Raw genomic sequence first — 17148 nt, forward strand, 5'->3', positions numbered from 1 at the left:
TAGATTACTCTAAAACTAACTGTTTTTCAAAATGTTAGTGCAGGCATCGCGCGCTTGTGATGAGCGGGGCGCACCGTGGCCGTGTAGTGCTGGCTCCAACGAAAAACGCGGCGAACCTTACGGCCGCCGCGTCGTTTCCGTCTGTTCCAGACCGATCAGCCGAAGGCGAGGGCGACGCCGGCAAGGGCGGTGGCGCCGCCGAGGATGCGGGCAAGTGTGCGGCCGCCGGCGATGCGGCCGATGCCAAGGCCGAGAGCGATGCCGACGACATGCAGCAGGGCTGTCGCGATCACGAAGCCCACCGCAAAGGGCAGGGCACCGGCTGCACCGAGCTCGCCGCCATGGGCATGGCCGTGGAACAGGGCGAAGACGGCAACGATCGCTGCGGAGGCTGAGGTGTCGAGGCGGACGGCCATGGCGACCAGCAGGCCGAGTGCCACGACGGAGGCCAGGATCACCGGCTCGACGAATGGCAGGGACACGCCCGCGACCGCAAGGCCGAAGCCGATCGCCATCATCGTCACGAAGGCGGCGGGCACCGCCCAGAGCGCGCGGCCGCCGATCTGGACCGCCCAGAGGCCGACGGCGACCATGACCAGGATATGGTCGAGGCCGAACAGCGGGTGGGAGAGGCCCGCCATCAGGGAGCCGTGCTCCTGCGGATCGAGATGGGCGAAGGCGGGTGCTGTGGATACGACGGTGAGGCCGATCGCAAGCAGGGTGCGTCTGATCATGGTGTCCCCGATGATGGTCCGACCTGGGAGGCGGCCGGGCGTTTCGTCAATACAATCGGCATCCTAGGGGTGCAGGATAGGGAGTCCATACGTAAATATACGCAGAGCGGATGCGGCCCCCGCGGCTCGGGCCTGGTCCGGGGCCTGCCGCGTGCGCCCGGCATTTACCCTTTTTGCCGTTGCCTCTCCCGCCCTCTATCGCCCCATTGGCGTTTTGTTGCATTGTCTTGGCCACTGAGTCGCATTATCTGACTGCGGCAAGACCTATGAGACAACAGGCGGAGAGTTGCCCGATGAGCGACGAAGAAGAGAAAAAGACCGAGCTGCCGCTCGGCAAGGAAACCGAGGCGAACCTTTTCAAGTCGCGCTCGATCTTCATCTATGGCGGCATCACCCAGGAGCTGGCGCAGAAGGTCAACTCGCAGCTCGTGGCGCTCGCCGCCGCCAGCGACGAAGACATCCGCATCTTCGTCAACTCGCCGGGCGGCCACGTCGAATCCGGCGACAGCATCCACGACATGATCAAGTTCATCAAGCCGAAGGTCTGGATGATCGGCACCGGCTGGGTCGCTTCCGCCGGCGCGCTGATCTTCGTTGCAGCGCCGAAGGAGCGTCGTGTCTGCCTGCAGAACACGCGCTTCCTGTTGCACCAGCCGTCCGGCGGCACGCGCGGCATGGCCTCTGACATCGAGATTCAGGCGCGAGAGATCATCAAGATGAACGAGCGCCTGAACCGTATTTTTGCGGATGCCACCGGCCAGCCGATCGAGAAGATCGCCAAGGACACGGACCGCGACTACTGGCTGTCTGCCAAGGACGCCATCGAGTACGGCCTCGTCTCGAAGGTGATCACCTCGCAGAGCGACATCTGATCTTCGCACTGAGGCGACCGACATCGAAGCCCTCCCGTTGCAACACGGGAGGGCTTCTTCGTTTCGGGGCCTTGCGAAGATGCGAACCGTGTGGCGCTACCAGCCAGGGGTCGCCGGCGTCACTTCCATGCCCATCTGCCGGGCATAGACGCAGGAATCGTAGTTGTCGCTCATCGGGCCGAACCGACGGAAGCAGTAGCTGGTGGCATCGAGCGTCTTCTGGCTCGGCGGGTTGGACTGGCAGCCGACCGAGACGACGGCCATGAGCGCCAGCAGGACGTAACGCAACTTCATCGTCTCATTCCCTCAAGATGGCCGCCCGATCGGCGTCGCCAGCAGACTAATGCCCGCGGGTGCTTTTCACAAATCATCTTGCCGCGACTTGCACGGTTCATGCTTCGCCGCTATAAGCCGGTCCATGTCCAGGAGCGCAAGCATCATCGCCGATCGCATTTTCCGCAGCCGCGAGGCTGTGTCGGATCGTGCGCGCAGCTTCACCTCGCTCCTTCTTCTCGGCCTTACGCGCGGTTGCCGGGTCCTTTGAGGAGCGCCCGGCGGCCGAAAAGCCCGCCGGCACAAGTGCTCCTCGCATCACCCATTTCGTAAATCAGACCCGCCCGGTTCCAAGGGCAGCTTTCGCCGTCGCCAAGCGCAGTACGTTCCGCTATGAGGCTGCAGGCGAGAGCCCGGGATGAGAAGAGACAGGCACATGAGCGACATCCACACCTCCAAGCAAGGCATGCCGAACGCGGCTGCAAAGTATCAGCCCTATCCGCAGGTGAGCATCCCCGATCGCACCTGGCCCGGCAAGACGATCACGCAGGCGCCGATCTGGTGCTCGGTGGACCTGCGCGACGGCAACCAGTCGCTGGTCAATCCGATGGGCCACGATCGCAAGGCCCGCATGTTCCAGCTCCTGCTGGACATGAACTTCAAGGAGATCGAGATCGGCTTTCCGTCCGCCTCGCAGACGGACTTCGATTTCGCCCGCTGGTGCGTCGAGCAGGGTAACGTGCCCGACGACGTATCGCTGCAGGTGCTCGTCCAGTGCCGGCCGGAGCTGATCACCCGCACCTTCGAGGCGCTGGAGGGCGCAAAGCGCCCGATCATCCATTTCTACAATTCCACCAGCGAGTTGCAGCGCCGCGTCGTGTTTGCAAAGGACGTGCACGGCATCAAGCAGATCGCCACCGATGCCGCCGAGATGATCATGGACATGGCCGCCAAGGCGGGCGGTGACTACCGGTTCGAGTATTCGCCGGAGAGCTTCACCGGCACCGAACTGGAGGTCGCGCTGGAGATCTGCAATGCGGTGACTGCGATCGTTCGGCCGACACCGGACAACAAGCTGATCATCAACCTGCCGTCCACCGTCGAGATGGCGACGCCGAACGTCTATGCCGACCAGATCGAATGGATGTGCCGCAACCTCGACAACCGCGAGAACCTGATCATCTCGCTGCATCCGCATAACGACCGGGGCACCGGCATCGCCGCCACCGAACTCGGCCTGATGGCGGGTGCGGACCGCGTCGAGGGCACGCTGTTCGGCAACGGCGAGCGCACCGGCAACGTCGACGTCGTCACGCTGGCGCTGAACATGTACACGCAAGGGGTCGACCCGGAACTCGACTGCTCCGATATCGAGCGCGTCAAGGCGGTGTACGAATATTCGAACGAGATGGTCATCCCGGATCGCCATCCCTACGTGGGCGAACTGGTCTACACGGCTTTCTCCGGCTCGCACCAGGATGCGATCAACAAGGGCATGAAGGCGATCAAGACGTCCAACAAGTCGCTCTGGGAGGTGCCCTACCTGCCGATCGATCCGCAGGACGTCGGGCGCACCTACGAGGCGATCATCCGCATCAACTCGCAGTCGGGCAAGGGCGGCATCGCCTATATCCTGCAGCAGGACCACGGCATCAACCTGCCGCGCAACCTGCAGGTGGAATTCCGCGAGGACATCCAGCGCATCACCGACGAGGAGGGCGTGGAGGTGCCGTCGAAGCGCATCTACGAGCGCTTCCTCGAGCGCTACGTGACGCAGCCCGACGCGCGCCTGCGCTTCGTCGACCACCACACCTATCCCGACACCGCCCACAAGGGCGTGCGCATCGTCGCAGCCGAGATCACCGACCGCGGCGAGACCAAGCGGATCGAGGGGCAGGGCACCGGGCCGATCGACGGCTTCATCCACGCGCTTTCGATCTATACGGGTGTCGAGATGTCGGTGGTGGACTATTCCGAGCATTCGCTGCAGCGCGGCTCGAATGCGGCCGCCATCGCCTATGTCGAGATCGCCTATCCGGGCGGAAAGCTGTTCGGCGTCGGTATCAACACCAACATCGTCACCGCTTCGCTCGAAGCGATCGTTTCCGCCGCCAACCGCGTGCTGGAGGAAACGGGCCGCTGAGCCGACACGACCTGACGCTTCGCTGGCCGCTCCGCAAGACGGGGCGGCCTTGTCGTTTTCAGGGGACGGAAAAAGGCGGCCGCGCGGCGGCCGATCAGATCATCCGGGCGACCGTGGCGGCCAGCGCGTCGAGTTCGGGTTCCGACGACGGGCCGATGAAGGCGAAGGCTGCGTTGCGGTCTTGCCAGGAGACGAGGCCGAGATCGTTGCGGATGACGGTGGCGGGTTCCGTGCGCGCCTCCACGGCATCGCCCCTCTGGAAGCAGACCGCGAAGACATGGCCGTCGATATCGCGGTAGATCAGTTGTCCCGTCGGCTGGCCGCCGGCGACGAGAAGGCGCGCGCCCTCGAAGGTAAGGCCGTTGTCGCTGAGATCGGGAATGGTGAAATCGACGCCGATAGCGGTGGTCAGCCACTGGGTGATGTGCTGGCTTTCGGTGGCCGGCACCTCGACGAGATGGAGGGACTGGCGGGCATAGACGCGATGATAGTCGGCGATATCGTCCAGCCAGTTGCGCGGTGCCGCGGTTTGCACTGCGGGCGCGGTCGGCGGCGGCTTCCAGATCCCGAGGAGATAGCCCGCCCCTGCGCCGGCGACGATGAGAGCCAGTCCAGCCGCCGCCAGCCGGGCGCGGCCGTCGCGCACTGGGGCTTCCTTCGGCGGCAGGCTCTTCAGCGCGGGGCCGCGCTCGTGCCCGCTGTCGATCGAGGCCTGCTTGATGCTGCGGACGAGGTCGAGGGGAACCGGTTCGTGCAGCATGTCCTCGAACGCCTTGCGGCCGAGATCGCTGCCGAGCTTGAGGCGGTTGAAGAGCGTGCGTGCCTTTTCGTCTCGCGCGAGGATTCCGTCGATTTCCCGCACCTCTGACTGCGTCAACTGTCCGTCCAGGTAGGCGGACAGGCGTACTTCCAGCGGTAGACCCTGCGTGCCTTCCAAAGCTCAGGTCCTTCTTTCTGTCTGTTCGGAGATCATGGCGGCGAGGCGTATGCGTGCGGTCGAAAGCCTGCTCATCACCGTGCCGATCGGAATCGCCAGGATATCCGCCGCCTCGCGGTAGCTGTGCCCTTCCACGTTGACGAGAAGGAACACGCTGGAGAGGCCCTCCGGCATGGTCATGATCATTCGGTGCAATTGCTTGGCGTAGACGGCCTTGTCGGCGGACGCCTCGATGTGCAGATCGTCCTGCTCGGCAAAATCGACAGTACCCGATCCCGTGCGGACTTTCCGTTTCCTGACCTCGTCCACCCAGAGGTTGCGGGTCATGGCATAGACCCAGCTTTCGAGCCGGCCTTCCCCGTTCCAGAGATGGCTGCGGGTGATAGCGCGCTCACAGGCTTCCTGGACGAGATCGTCTGCATCGCTGGCGTTTCTTGTCAACGTCATGGCAAAGCGACGCAATTTCGGCAGAAGACCAACCAATTCACGCCGGAATTCATTTGATTCTGCCGACTGACGCATTGCCTTCCCAAGGGGACGTTCGAGATCCGGTCAATATTCACGGTGAGTGGTTGCCCTTCTGGTATGGAGCATCCACCCTTTGCTACGCAAGCTGAAACCGGCTCAGAATAGGGAGTTTCTGTGTCGGCGTTCAAGCCTGTCCTTTTGGGGAGGGGTGCCGCCCTGGGCCGGCGGCCTTGACGGCCTCCGGCCGAAGCCCTGCGGCGGGGGATCTTGTGCCGCAGGGGAGCTGTACCGGGGAACCTATGCCTTAGTAGTGGCCGCGCTCGCCGCCCAGCGACTGCAGGAGCGACCGGTAGGCCCAGCTGTCCTCTCCGCCGCGGTCGCGGATTTCGACGAGCTGCACCCGGGCGCCCTGCACGTCGCCCTGTTCGATCAGGGCCTGGCCCATGTAGGATCGGGCAAGCACGTAGTTTTCGTCCGCCTGCAGGGCCTGGCGATAATATGCCATGGCCCGGTCCACCTGGCCGAGCTTGCGATAGGTGAAGCCGTAGTAGTTCAGGATGCGCGGGTCGTGCTGGTTTTCCGCCGCTTTCAGAGCCTCCAGCGCATGGCCGTACTGGCCGGCATAGGCGAATTCGCGGGCGGCTTCGTAGAGCATGTCATCGGGCGCGAGCTCGCTCTTCTTCTGCGCGCCGTTCTTGGCCTTGGAGTTCGACTTGATCTGCTGCGGCGTGAGGCACATCTTGCGGGCCGGGCTCCAGATCTTGCCGTTGGTGCAGGTGGTCGTCGTCTGCGTCGGCGTCGACGGCGAGCCGGACCCGCTGTCTGCCGCCAGCGCGGCTCCGGAGAGTGCAAGCGCGAGCGTCAGGGTTGCGGCGAAAGCGGGACGGGGGAACGGTCGAGCGGACATCTGCCATCCTTCCATGGATTGTCGATGAGGAAGGATACGCCAAGCCTTGCGCGGTCGTGAGGGCCAACGCGCATCCTGCAGCTTAGACGCCGCGGGCAGGCCCTTTATTCCCCCTTATTCCCCGGGCTGGAAGCGGGTGGTCTCGGCCAGCAGCACATCGGTGCCGTACTGGTCCAGCTCGTAGCGCTCGCGCAGGAGGTTCCAGTGGCCGGGACCGCCGGAGATGGAGAACATGTTGTAGCCCGCCGGCGGCTTGTGCCCGCCCGGTCCCTGCGAGGCCGACGCGATCCCCACCACCGGGACGGGCCCGGCCGCGGCCTTCAGCCAGTAGACCGTGTTGAGGTGGGTATGGCCATGCAGCACCAGTTCCGCGCCGCCGGACGAGATGGTGGCGGCGAAGCGGCGGATGCCGATCATCCGCTTGTGGAAAGAGGTGGCGCCGTCGATGGGGGGATGGTGGATCATGACGACGCGGAACAGGCCGGCCTCGCCGGCGGCCCGCAGGAGATTGACGGTCTCGCGCGCCTGGCGCCGGCCGAAGTATCCGCTCGCCGCGAAAGGGGGCGTGGCCACCGCCGTGGAACAGCCGATGATGGCGACGTTGTCGCGCACGCGCAGATAGGGAAAGACGTGGAAATCCTCGTCCCAGCCGGACGGGGCGTTGTCGCCGCGCATATAGGCGTACCAGCCCTTGGTCGAGCGCTCGTAGGCGCCGGGAACATAGGCATCGTGGTTTCCCGGAACGACAGAGACGTTCTCCGGCCTGCCGATCTCCTCCAGCCATTTCGCCACGGTGTCGATCTCGATCCGGGCGGCGAGGTTGACGAGGTCGCCGGTGATAGCGAGATGGTCCGGATCGCGACGCTCGATGTCGTTCATCACGATGTCGAGGGTGTTGGCAAAGAGATGGCGGCGCCGGTTGCGATGCCAGTTGACGAAACCGGTGATTCGCTTCGATGCCAGTTCCAGGATGGTGAGGGCGGGCAGGGGGCCCAGATGGATGTCGGAAATATGCGCGAGACGGAACATGGCTTTCAATAGACCAAGTTGGATCGCGAGGGAAATGCCGGATGCGCGGATTAGTTGCGGAGATGGAAGTCGGGCCGCGCATCGCGCGTGGACAAGGAAGGTGGTTCGCCCGCGCGCCTTGATTCCGGCACGGTCGGCGATGAAGCGTATGTGATGGAGCAGCTAAAAGCGCGTCGCGAACCTTCGGGTTCGCTTTATGCGCTTTAAGCTCTTGTTTTTTCGCATGTCGTTGTCGCAAAACCGCTGCACACTTTTGCGCGACATGCTTTGGAGAGGATCGGCATGCAGAGCGAACGGCCGCCGGAGAAGCGGAACCTGTGGGCGCGACTGGTGACGCGCGTGGTGCACGGCTATTTCGCCTATGCCCGCGGCATGACGCTCGGGGTGCGCGCGGCCTGCTTCGACGCCGAGGGCCGAGTCTTCCTCGTGCGCCACAGCTACGTGCCCGGCTGGCATCTTCCGGGTGGCGGGGTGGAGCGGCGCGAGACGGCGCTGCAGGCTCTTGCGAAGGAGATGCGGGAGGAAGGCAATCTTTCCGCCGGCGATCCGCCGCAGCTGTTCCACGTCTATTTCAACCGGGGCACCAGCAAGCGCGACCATGTGATCTTCTACGTCTGCCGGAACGTGCGCCAGAGCGCGCCGAAGATGGCCGATCGCGAGATCGTGGAGGCGCAGTTCTTCGCACCCGGCGCGCTGCCGCCCGGAACGACGCCGGCGACGCGGCGCCGGCTGGAGGAAGTGGCCGGCCGCGCGGCGCCGGCCGACCACTGGTAGGGCTCGCGCCGGCGCGGGTGGATCAGGCGGCCAACAGCCGCTCGCGGCCGTGCGGGGCTGCGAAATCCAGCGCGGGACCGGCGGGCACGATCCCGGTCGGATTGATGGTCAGGTGGCTGCGGTAGTAGTGGGTCTTGATGTGGCCAAGGTTCACCGTGTCCGCCACGCCCGGGACCTGGTAGAGGTCCCGCAGGTAGCCGGACAGGTTGGGATAGTCGGCGATCCGCCGGATGTTGCACTTGAAGTGGCCGACATAGACCGCGTCGAAGCGTACGAGCGTGGTGAACAGGCGCCAGTCGGCCTCGGTGATCCGCTCTCCCGTCAGGTAGCGCCGGCCCGCCAGCCGCTCTTCCAGCGCGTCGAGCGTCTCAAACAGCGTCCGGACGTTTTCCGCGTAGGCCTCCTGGGTGGTGGCGAAGCCTGCCTTGTAGACGCCATTGTTGACCGTGTCGTAGATCGTCTCGTTGAGAGCGTCGATCTTGGCGCGCAGGGGGGCCGGGTAGTAATCGTCGTGCGAGCCGGTGATCCCGTCGAAGGCGGAATTGAACATGCGGATAATCTCGGCGGATTCGTTGGATACCATCCGGCCCTGCTTCTTGTCCCAGAGAACGGGCACGGTGACCCGGCCGCTATAGTGCGGATCGGCCTTCAGGTAGACCTGCCACAAGGTCTCAGCGCCGAACAGCGGGTCGACGGTGCCGCCGTCTGTTCCCTTGAACTCCCAGCCGTTCGACAGCATCACCGGATCGACGATCGAGACCGAAATGAGGTCCTCGAGCTTCTTGAGCTTGCGGAAGATCAGGGTGCGGTGGGCCCATGGGCAGGCGAGCGAGACATAGAGGTGGTAGCGTCCGGCCTCCGCCGCAAAGCCGCCTTCGCCGGTGGGACCGGGCGCGCCGTCCGGTGTGATCCAGTTGCGGAACTGCGAGGCCGCGCGCTCGAAATGGCCGCGGGTGGCCTTCGTGTCGTACCAGACGTCATGCCAGACGCCGTCTACCAGCTTTCCCATGCCTGTCTCCTTCGGCGCCATCGCCGCGTTTACCTGAGGCTCTAGATAGCGCAACGGTTGGGGGCGGATAGACACTATTTTCTGAACAGTGCGTTTTGGGCTTTGACGGGCGGCCATTTTCTGATATCCGCGCTGGTCAGGATTTTCATGCCGCCGTGGCATGATCGGAACGCTCGGACAGAACGATGTTCTTTGCAGGAAACCCGCGACGACGCTGATGCTTGTGACGCCTCATCGCAGGCGAAACCATCTCCCATTGTCTCGCACACGGTTCCTGTTCCCATGCACAAGCACGACCTCGTCTACCTGACCGAAGACGCGTCCCACGACGCAGCCATCGAACACATCAACGAAGAGGCCTTCGGCCCCGGCCGGCACGTGCGGGCCGCAGCGCGGATCCGCGAGCAGGGCCCGCACGATCTTTCCCTGTCCTTCATCTGCACCGACGATGGCGAGACGATCGCGTCCGTGCGGATGACGCCGGTGACGGCGGGTTCAGTGAAGGGCCACCTGCTCGGCCCGCTCGCCGTCCGGCCCTCGCACAAGAACCTGGGTATCGGCCGCGAGCTGGTGCGGATCGCGGTGGAAGCGGCCCGGCGGAAAGGGTCCGAGGCCGTCATCCTCGTGGGCGATCCGCCCTATTATGGCCCGCTCGGCTTCGAAAAGGTCGCCTACAACGCGCTGGCCTTCCCCGGCCCGGTGGATCCGAACCGGGTGCTGGTCGTGCCGATCGCCGCCGACACGCACGTGCGGCTGAAGGGCGAGATCGGTTGGCGGCCCTATGACGCGGCTGCAGCCGGGCCGGCCGAGTTCGCGCAGGCGAGCTGACGCGGCCGGTCGCTCCGGGCATCGCATGTGAAGAACCCCACCCCACCCTCCCCACAAGGGGGAGGGCTCAACCTGGCCGCCCCGCCGAGGCTCACTTTGGGGAAGCGCGTGCAGCAGGTCTTCTCCCTCCTTGTGGGGGAGATGGCCGGCAGGCCAGAGGGGGTCTTGGCATCTGCGATCGCGCTGCTAACGCCCTTCGCGATACCACGTGGCCGACAGGGCCAGCAGCAGCAGGCCGACGCCGGCGAAGCCTGCGAACAGCGGCAGGCTGTCGATACCCTTCAGCACCGTCTCGTTGGTCATCCGCAGCGACAGCCGTTGCGGATCGGGGGCGCGCACGGCGCCCGAGACGGGCAGGAGCGGGGGAACGCTGAGGCTGCCCTCGTCGTCGGCCAGCCGGTGGACGACGCCCTTGGTGCTTTCGGCGAGCGGGGCCAGCGTCTGCGTGGTGGAGATCGTTGCCTTGAATTCCGGCGCATCGACGGCGCCGACATGGACGAGCGCGGTCAGGCCCTCGTTCTCGATCTCATACAATCCAGTTTCCGTCGTGCGGACTTCGGCCTTGTAGAGGCCGGGGCCGTCCTCGCGCAGATCGACGGGGCGCGTCTCGCCGGAGGGCAGCTTCATGATCGCCGGCCCGGGCGCGTCCTTGATCGTCTGGCGGGTGATCTCCAGCGTGCGGCCGAAGGCGCGCGCCGTCAGCGCTTCCTCCTCCAGCGCCGGCTCCTGCATCAGCCAGTGGGCGGTGCGGCGGTAGAGCGAGACATGCGGTCCGCCGCCCTCGAAGCCGCGCGCCCACAGCCAGCCCTGGTCGGACAGCAGCATGGCGACGCGGCCCTTGCCGTAGCGGTTGAGCACCAGCAGCGGATTGCCGTCCGCGCCCTCCATGACGGTGTTGCCCTGTGGCGGCGCCACATCGACGGTCCGGAACCAGCGTCCCCAGTGCGGCGGTTCGTCCAGCGCACCCTCGAGGCCGCGGGTGACCGGGTGCTTGCGGCCCTGATCGGACAGCCGCGGGAAGAAGGCCTTCTCGTTCATCACGCCGGTCGGCGTCGCCGGCAGCACCACCGACAGCGGCGTAAAGGCGATGGAATCGTCGCCGGCATGCTCGGGTCCGGCCGCGATCAGCAGCGCGCCGCCGTTTTCGACGTACTGGGCGATGTTGTCGTAGTAGAGGATCGGCAGCACGCCGCGGTGCTGGTAGCGGTCGAAGATGATCAGGTCGAATTCGTTGATCTTGTCGACGAAGAGCTCGCGCGTGGGGAAGGCGATCAGCGACAGCTCGTTGATCGGCGTGCCGTCCTGCTTCTCCGGCGGGCGCAGAATGGTGAAGTGGACCAGGTCGATCGCCGTGTCCGACTTCAGGAGATTGCGCCAGGCGCGTTCGCCGGCGTGGGGCTCGCCGGAGACGAGCAGCACGCGTAGGTTCTCGCGGATGCCGTCGATGATGTGGACGGCGCGGTTGTTGGCCGTAGTGATCTCGCCCTCGACCGGGTCGACCAGGAACTCCAGCACGTTGTTGCCGCCGCGCGGCACGGTGAAGCGGAAGGGCGTCTCCACGCCCGGCGTTGCGGTTTCGGAGGCGATCTCGTTGCCGTTGAGGCGGATCGTCACCCGCGCGGCGGTGCCGGGACTTTTGCCGTCGTCGGTGACGCGGAATTTCAGTTCCTGCGGTTCGCCGACGATGCCGAAGCGCGGCGCGTTGAGGACCTCGATGCGTCGGTCGAATTCATCCTCCCGTCCGGTGATCAGCGCGTGCACCGGGGCATCGAAGCTCGAGAACGCCGCGGGATCGGGGATGTCGTGCACCTGTCCGTCCGTGAGCAGGATGGCGCCGCCAACGCGTGAGGGCGGGACGTCGGCAAGCGCAGAGGTGAGCGCGTCGAACAGGCGGGTGGAGGGCGTGTCGGAATCCGGATCATCGCCGGCCTCGACGATGCGCGGTTCGATGCGCGGATATTGCGCCAGCCGTTCCTTGAGTTCGGCCAGCGCCTCGTCGGTCATCGCGGTGCGATCGGAGTTCTGCTGGCTCTGGCTGCGGTCGACGATCACGGCGACGACGGTGGAAAGCGCATCGCGCTGCTCGTTCATCACCACCGGGTTGGCAAGGGCCAGAAGCAGCAGCGCAAAGGCAAGCGCGCGCAAGGGCGCGCCGCGCACGCGCCGCCACAGTGCGAAGACCGCAAGGACCGCGGCGATCGCAGCGATTGCGCCGATCACAGGCCAGGGGAGGAGCGGGGAAAAGGCGATGTTCATCTACTGGCCGAGCCTTTCGAGAAGCGCGGGAACATGGACCTGATCCGCCTTGTAGTTGCCGGTCAGCATGTACATCATGATGTTGACGCCCGAGCGGAAGGCGTGCTCGCGCTGCGTCTCGTCCGGGGGCACGGTCGGAAGCAGCGCCATGCCGTTGGCGTCGATTGCCCAGGCCCCGGCGAAGTCGTTGCCGGTGATCATGATCGGGGTCACGCCGTCGCCCGAACGGGCGGGGCGGTTCGGATCCTGCTGCTGGTCGAGCTCGGCTTCGACCCAGAGCGGGCTGCCGGTAAAGCGACCGGGGAAATTCGAAAGCAGATAGAACGACTTGGTCAGCACGTGCTCCGGCGGAACGGGTTCCAGCGGGGGGATGTCGAGGTTGGCCAGGATGTCGCGCAGGCGCTGCGTGTTGGGGCTGGTGTCACCGCTGTCCAGCGAGGAAAACTGGTCGCGCGTGTCGAACAGGACCGTGCCGCCGTTGCGCATGTAGGCATCGATGCGGCTGATCGTGGCCGAGGTCGGCATGTCGGCGGATGCGCTCACCGGCCAGTAGAGCAGCGGAAAGACGGCGAGTTCGTCCTTGGAGATGTCGACGGGCACCGGTGCGCCGGGCTCCAGCGTGGTGCGGTAGGTCAGGAACTCGGTCAGACCCGCCAGTCCGCGCTCGGAGACACTGTCCACGTCGGCCTCGCCGGTGACGACATAGCCGAGGTGGGTGGTGTCCATCCGGTCGAGCAGTTCGGCGTCATTCGGCCGCGTGTCGTCGGCAAGTGCGGGGGATGGCGCCAGCGTGGCGAGCGCAAGGCCGAGACCGAGGGTGAGCGCGAGGGCCGTGGTGCCGCGTGCGACGACCGGCCGGAAGCGGCGCGCAAAGGCGCCACCCATGATCAGCACGATCAGGCAATCGGCGAGCAGGAGGAGCGTGGCGATCAAGAAGAGCGCCGGTTTCAGCGACTGCGCGACCTGGCCGATCAGGCTTTCGCGGGCGACGGAGGGGGCGTCGGCCAAGGGCAGCGGGGCCAGGTTCGTTCCCGCCGGAAACAGGTTGTGGGCCAGAAATCCGTCCTGCGAGCCATAGAGCCCGGGAGGATTGTCGGCGGTGGCGGGTGCCGCGCCGGCGGTAGCCGGATCGAGCGGCTTGGCTTCGCCGGTGTCGGTGGACAGCGTGCCTGCGGCGGTCAGGAGCCGGAAGGGCGGCAGGTGCTGGCCCTGCGCCTCGCCGGTGGCCGCGACCCCGCCGCCGCGCGACAGCTGGACGCTGCGGCGGAGCATTTCGACGAAATCGCCCGAAAGCGGCAGGTTGGACCAGCCGGTCTCGGCGCTGACATGGAAGAGCACGATGCGGCCCGCGCCCACCTTGCCGGTGGTCACGAGCGGGGTGCCGTCGGCCAGGCTCGCCCAGGTGCGCTCCGGCAGGTCGGGGGTCGGTTCGGCCAGCACCTGCCGCTTGACGAGGACGTCGCCCGCGCGCGGCATGCCGGCAAAGGGGCTGGTCGGCGGATAGTCGGCGAGCGGCTGCGGTTCGGACCAGGACAGCGCCCCGTCGAGCGCGCGCTCGCCCTTGCGCAGGACGACCGGTACCAGCGGGTCGTCGGCGGGGGCGGCGGCCAGGCGCGGGCCGGCGAAACGGATCAGCATGCCGCCGGCCTCGAGCCAGCGCTGCAGCGGCGCGTAGGTCTCCTCCGGCAGGCGGCCGACGTCGGCCATGATCATCACGGAGGGGCGCTGCTCCAGCAGTTCGGGGATGCCGGCTGCGAGATCGGCGACATTGGGCCGGACGAGATCGGAGAAGGGCGCCAGGGCCTGCTCGATATAGTGGAGCGAGGAGAGCAGCGGCTGGCTGGCGTCGTGCGTCTCGCCGGTCAATAGCGCCACGCGGCGGCGGCGGAAGCCGTCGTCCAGCATGTAGGTGCCGCCGGCGGTCGCAAGGCCGTCGATCGTCACCTGGGCGAAGTCGTTGCGCAGTTCGAAGGGGGCGGCGATGCTGCCGGTCCCCCTGGCCTCGCCGGCGGCGAAATTCAGGGTGCCGTTGGCGATCGCCCGGCCGCGGGTGTCGTGCGCGGTCAGCGCCAGCGTGCGCGCCTCGCCGGCGGAAAGGCGGCTGGCGGTCACGTCCATCGTCTCGGCGTCGTTGTTGGCGTCGGTCAGCGCGATCGTGCTGCGGCCGTCGCCCTCGACGAGGCGCAACTGGGCGGGCTGCAGCGCCTGCAGCGCCGAAATCGTGCCGTCGTCCTCGCTGCCGGCGATGCCGTCGGAGAGGAAGGCGAGCGTGCCGGGCGGGGTGTCGGCCAGCGCCGTCTTCAGCGCTGCGACCGCCTGCTCGCGTTGGGCGGGCAGCGGGCGCGGCTGGGCGGCGGCGAGCCGTGTGCGGGCGGTGGCCGCATCCGTGGGGACGGCGTCATGCTGGCGATCGACGGTGAAGACCACGGAGATCGGCAGGTCGCGCGCCTCGGCGTCGTCGATCATGGCGCTCGCCGTGTCGATGCGGCGCTGCCAGTCGCCGGCCGCAGCCCAGCTATTGTCGATCACGAGCACGAGCGGACCGGAGGCGACGAGCGTGTTCTCGCGTGGATTGAGTACCGGGTCGGCAATCGCCAGGATCACGGCGGCCGCCATCAGCATGCGCAGCAGCGTCAGCCACCAGGGGCTGCGCGCCGGCGTCTCCTCGCGCTTGAGGATCGAGGCGAGGATGCGGAAGGGCGGAAAGGCCTCGACGACGGGCTTCGGCGGCGTCAGCCGCAGCAGCCACCAGATCGCCGGCAGCACGACGAGGGCTGCGAGCACGGCGGGATAGGCGAAGGCAAGGGCGCTCATCGGCGATCTCCGGCCGCTTTGGGCGCCGGCATGCCGGACAGGTACATGTGGACGGCGACGAGCGCCTCGGAGGCGAGGTGGTCGGTGCGGTGGGCGACGAAGCTCCAGCCGAGATGGCGCAGGCTGTCGGCGAGTGCGGCGCGGCGGGCCTGGTAGGCGCGGGTATAGTCTTCCCTCAGGGTCTCGGCGCGGCCGGCCGTCAGCTTCTGCCCGGTCTCGGGGTCGGTGAACTCGGTGCGCCCGGCATAGGGGAAGAGGTCCTCGGCGGGATCGGCGATCTCGACCACATGGCCGCGCAGGCCACGTCGGGCGAGCGGGGCGAGGCGCTCCATGATGGTATCCGGCGCGTCGAGGAAGTCGCCGATCAGGACGATGTCGCTGGAGCCGCGGATCATGTCCGTTCGCGGCAGGCCGTCGGTGAGGGGGCTATGGGCGATGGCGGTGGCGAGCCTTTCTGCGGCATTGCGCGCGGCGACCGGCTCCATGACGCCGGGGCAGCCGATGCGTTCGCCGGAGCGGGCCAGGATTTCGGCCAGCGCCAGCATGACGACGAGCGCGCGGCTTTCCTTCGAGACGCTGCCGAGCGAGGACTTGAACATCATCGACGGCGACAGGTCGGCCCAGAGCCAGATCGTGTGGGCGGCCTCCCATTCGCGGTCGCGCACATAGGTGTGGTCGTCGCGGGCGGAGCGGCGCCAGTCGATGCGCGACAGGCTCTCGCCATCCACATAGGGGCGGAACTGCCAGAAATTCTCGCCGATGCCGCGCTTGCGGCGCCCGTGCCAGCCGGCGATCACGGTGTTGGCGAGGCGGTGGGCCTCGACCAGGCAATCGGGGATGAGTGCTGCGCGCGCCTGCGCCCGGGAAAGCACTTCGGCCGACGGTGTACGCTCGACGATGGTTCCGATGGCGGCCATTCAGCGCCTCCCGTCAGCCGCGGGCCTGCCGGACGAGCGAGGCGATCACGTCGCGCACCGATATGCCCTCCGCGCGGGCGGCGAAGGTCAGCGCCATGCGGTGCTGCAGCACCGGCTCGGCGAGCGCCAGCACGTCGTCGACCGAGGGCGCGAGGCGGCCCTCGTAGAGGGCGCGGGCGCGGGCGCAGAGCATCAGCGCCTGGCCGGCGCGCGGGCCAGGGCCCCAGGCGACCTGCTTGTCGGTCTCGGCATTGCCGTGGCCCGGGCGGGCGGAGCGAACGAGGGCGAGGATCGCGTCGAGCACCGTCTCGCCGACCGGCATCTGGCGGATCAGCGTCTGGATCTCCTGCAGGCGCTCGGCGGTCAGCGCCTGGCCGGCCTCGGCCTCGGCAATGCCGGTCGTCTCCAGCAGGATCCGGCGCTCGGCGACGAGGTCGGGATAGTGCACGTCGACCTGCAGCAGGAAGCGGTCGAGCTGCGCCTCGGGCAGGGGATAGGTTCCCTCCTGCTCCAGCGGGTTCTGCGTGGCCAGCACATGGAAGGGGCGGGGCAGGTCGTTGGCGCGGCCGGCGACGGTCACGTGGTATTCCTGCATCGCCTGCAGGAGGGCGGACTGGGTGCGTGGCGAGGCGCGGTTGATCTCGTCGGCCATCAAAAGCTGGGTGAAGATCGGGCCGGGGACGAAGCGGAAGGAGCGCTTGCCGTTCTCGTCCTGGTCCATCACTTCCGAGCCGAGGATATCGGACGGCATCAGGTCGGGGGTGAACTGGATGCGGCTGGAATTCAGGCCGAGCACTGTGCCGAGCGTGGAGACCAGCTTGGTCTTGGCGAGGCCCGGCACGCCGACCAGCAGCGCATGGCCGCCGGAGAGAACGGCGAGCATTGTCTGCTCCACCACGCTCTCCTGTCCGAAAATGACCTTGCCGACCTCCTGGCGTATCCTTGCGATGTCGGCCAGGGCGTGCTCGGCGGCTGCGACCACGGCCTTTTCGTCGAGAGCCGCCTCGGAGGATGTCATAACGCCCATGGTCGTCTCCAGAATACCGGGTTACGCCTTCCGTCGGGCCGAAGCTCTTGTCGCTCCAACGGTCGATTGTTGAGCTTATCGGCTCACCTGCTGCTGACAAGCCATGTCGAAATGACTATCTCGTCACAAGTGCTTGAGATAGGGGCCAACCGGGACGGAA

15 protein-coding genes are annotated in these 17148 nt (G+C 66.7%); 4 read left to right on the forward strand and 11 right to left on the reverse strand.

The window, feature by feature from the left end:
• Positions 1 to 155: 155 nt before the first annotated feature.
• Positions 156 to 734 carry a HupE/UreJ family protein gene (locus GGQ64_RS20620; RefSeq protein ID WP_183807222.1) on the reverse strand — a complete coding sequence of 193 codons (579 nt, stop codon included), beginning with the start codon at positions 732 to 734 and terminating at the stop codon, positions 156 to 158.
• A 266-nt stretch (positions 735 to 1000) separates the two neighbouring features.
• Here GGQ64_RS20620 and GGQ64_RS20625 point away from each other — a divergent pair, with 266 nt between their 5' ends.
• Positions 1001 to 1606, forward strand: a complete 606-nt coding sequence (locus tag GGQ64_RS20625; protein WP_183807223.1) for an ATP-dependent Clp protease proteolytic subunit — start codon at positions 1001 to 1003, stop codon at positions 1604 to 1606.
• A 96-nt stretch (positions 1607 to 1702) separates the two neighbouring features.
• On the opposite strand, the gene GGQ64_RS20630 is transcribed toward GGQ64_RS20625, so the two are convergent.
• Positions 1703 to 1900 carry a hypothetical protein gene (locus GGQ64_RS20630; protein WP_183807224.1) on the reverse strand — a complete coding sequence of 66 codons (198 nt, stop codon included), beginning with the start codon at positions 1898 to 1900 and terminating at the stop codon, positions 1703 to 1705.
• Between the two features lie 415 nt (positions 1901 to 2315).
• On the opposite strand from GGQ64_RS20630, the gene leuA reads away from it, so the two are divergent.
• On the forward strand, positions 2316 to 4022 hold the full coding sequence (gene leuA / locus GGQ64_RS20635; RefSeq protein ID WP_183807225.1) for a 2-isopropylmalate synthase: 1707 nt from the start codon (positions 2316 to 2318) through the stop codon (positions 4020 to 4022).
• Positions 4023 to 4116: 94 nt separating this feature from the next.
• On the opposite strand, the gene GGQ64_RS20640 is transcribed toward leuA, so the two are convergent.
• The 4 genes from GGQ64_RS20640 to GGQ64_RS20655 all read right to left on the reverse strand — a co-directional run bounded on the left by GGQ64_RS20640 (position 4117) and on the right by GGQ64_RS20655 (position 7363).
• Positions 4117 to 4959 (reverse strand): anti-sigma factor family protein, encoded by an 843-nt coding sequence (locus tag GGQ64_RS20640; RefSeq protein WP_183807226.1) that lies wholly within the window; start codon positions 4957 to 4959, stop codon positions 4117 to 4119.
• 3 nt (positions 4960 to 4962) lie between these two features.
• Positions 4963 to 5481: an RNA polymerase sigma factor gene (locus GGQ64_RS20645; RefSeq protein WP_183807227.1), complete on the reverse strand. Its 519-nt coding sequence runs from the start codon at positions 5479 to 5481 to the stop codon at positions 4963 to 4965.
• A 250-nt stretch (positions 5482 to 5731) separates the two neighbouring features.
• Complete coding sequence (locus GGQ64_RS20650; RefSeq protein ID WP_183807228.1) at positions 5732 to 6334, reverse strand: tetratricopeptide repeat protein; 603 nt, start codon at positions 6332 to 6334, stop codon at positions 5732 to 5734.
• Between the two features lie 114 nt (positions 6335 to 6448).
• On the reverse strand, positions 6449 to 7363 hold the full coding sequence (locus tag GGQ64_RS20655) for a metallophosphoesterase family protein (RefSeq protein WP_183807229.1): 915 nt from the start codon (positions 7361 to 7363) through the stop codon (positions 6449 to 6451).
• A 282-nt stretch (positions 7364 to 7645) separates the two neighbouring features.
• Between GGQ64_RS20655 and GGQ64_RS20660 the strand changes: the two genes are divergently transcribed.
• Positions 7646 to 8137 (forward strand): NUDIX domain-containing protein, encoded by a 492-nt coding sequence (locus tag GGQ64_RS20660; RefSeq protein WP_183807230.1) that lies wholly within the window; start codon positions 7646 to 7648, stop codon positions 8135 to 8137.
• Positions 8138 to 8159: 22 nt separating this feature from the next.
• Here GGQ64_RS20660 and GGQ64_RS20665 read toward each other — a convergent pair whose 3' ends face one another.
• Positions 8160 to 9146 (reverse strand): glutathione S-transferase family protein, encoded by a 987-nt coding sequence (locus tag GGQ64_RS20665; protein ID WP_183807231.1) that lies wholly within the window; start codon positions 9144 to 9146, stop codon positions 8160 to 8162.
• Positions 9147 to 9428: 282 nt separating this feature from the next.
• On the opposite strand from GGQ64_RS20665, the gene GGQ64_RS20670 reads away from it, so the two are divergent.
• Positions 9429 to 9974 (forward strand): GNAT family N-acetyltransferase, encoded by a 546-nt coding sequence (locus GGQ64_RS20670; protein ID WP_183807232.1) that lies wholly within the window; start codon positions 9429 to 9431, stop codon positions 9972 to 9974.
• A gap of 186 nt (positions 9975 to 10160) precedes the next feature.
• Here GGQ64_RS20670 and GGQ64_RS20675 read toward each other — a convergent pair whose 3' ends face one another.
• From GGQ64_RS20675 to GGQ64_RS20690, 4 genes are read right to left on the reverse strand one after another with little or no spacing between them, the layout of a single operon-like run.
• The gene (locus GGQ64_RS20675; RefSeq protein ID WP_183807233.1) at positions 10161 to 12230 is read right to left on the reverse strand and encodes a hypothetical protein; all 2070 of its coding nucleotides are present in this window, start codon (positions 12228 to 12230) and stop codon (positions 10161 to 10163) included.
• Positions 12231 to 15044, reverse strand: a complete 2814-nt coding sequence (locus GGQ64_RS20680) for a DUF4159 domain-containing protein (protein ID WP_183807234.1) — start codon at positions 15042 to 15044, stop codon at positions 12231 to 12233.
• Positions 15041 to 15961, reverse strand: coding sequence for a DUF58 domain-containing protein (locus GGQ64_RS20685; RefSeq protein ID WP_183807235.1), 921 nt, complete (start codon positions 15959 to 15961; stop codon positions 15041 to 15043). Before GGQ64_RS20685 ends, GGQ64_RS20680 begins: the two co-directional genes overlap by 4 nt.
• A gap of 13 nt (positions 15962 to 15974) precedes the next feature.
• Positions 15975 to 16988 (reverse strand): AAA family ATPase, encoded by a 1014-nt coding sequence (locus tag GGQ64_RS20690; protein WP_183807236.1) that lies wholly within the window; start codon positions 16986 to 16988, stop codon positions 15975 to 15977.
• Positions 16989 to 17148: the final 160 nt, after the last annotated feature.

Origin of the sequence: Mycoplana azooxidifex (genome assembly GCF_014196765.1) — a bacterium.
GTDB lineage: Bacteria > Pseudomonadota > Alphaproteobacteria > Rhizobiales > Rhizobiaceae > Mycoplana > Mycoplana azooxidifex.

Coding starts and splice junctions, on each gene's coding strand:
- GGQ64_RS20650 (WP_183807228.1), bottom strand. CDS start 6,334: ATGTCCGCTCGACCGTTCCCCCGTCCCGCTTTCGCCGCAACCCTGACG.
- GGQ64_RS20665 (WP_183807231.1), bottom strand. CDS start 9,146: ATGGGAAAGCTGGTAGACGGCGTCTGGCATGACGTCTGGTACGACACG.
- GGQ64_RS20690 (WP_183807236.1), bottom strand. CDS start 16,988: ATGGGCGTTATGACATCCTCCGAGGCGGCTCTCGACGAAAAGGCCGTG.
- GGQ64_RS20630 (WP_183807224.1), bottom strand. CDS start 1,900: ATGAAGTTGCGTTACGTCCTGCTGGCGCTCATGGCCGTCGTCTCGGTC.
- GGQ64_RS20685 (WP_183807235.1), bottom strand. CDS start 15,961: ATGGCCGCCATCGGAACCATCGTCGAGCGTACACCGTCGGCCGAAGTG.
- GGQ64_RS20645 (WP_183807227.1), bottom strand. CDS start 5,481: ATGCGTCAGTCGGCAGAATCAAATGAATTCCGGCGTGAATTGGTTGGT.
- GGQ64_RS20625 (WP_183807223.1), top strand. CDS start 1,001: ATGAGACAACAGGCGGAGAGTTGCCCGATGAGCGACGAAGAAGAGAAA.
- leuA (WP_183807225.1), top strand. CDS start 2,316: ATGAGCGACATCCACACCTCCAAGCAAGGCATGCCGAACGCGGCTGCA.
- GGQ64_RS20680 (WP_183807234.1), bottom strand. CDS start 15,044: ATGAGCGCCCTTGCCTTCGCCTATCCCGCCGTGCTCGCAGCCCTCGTC.
- GGQ64_RS20670 (WP_183807232.1), top strand. CDS start 9,429: ATGCACAAGCACGACCTCGTCTACCTGACCGAAGACGCGTCCCACGAC.
- GGQ64_RS20660 (WP_183807230.1), top strand. CDS start 7,646: ATGCAGAGCGAACGGCCGCCGGAGAAGCGGAACCTGTGGGCGCGACTG.
- GGQ64_RS20620 (WP_183807222.1), bottom strand. CDS start 734: ATGATCAGACGCACCCTGCTTGCGATCGGCCTCACCGTCGTATCCACA.
- GGQ64_RS20675 (WP_183807233.1), bottom strand. CDS start 12,230: ATGAACATCGCCTTTTCCCCGCTCCTCCCCTGGCCTGTGATCGGCGCA.
- GGQ64_RS20655 (WP_183807229.1), bottom strand. CDS start 7,363: ATGTTCCGTCTCGCGCATATTTCCGACATCCATCTGGGCCCCCTGCCC.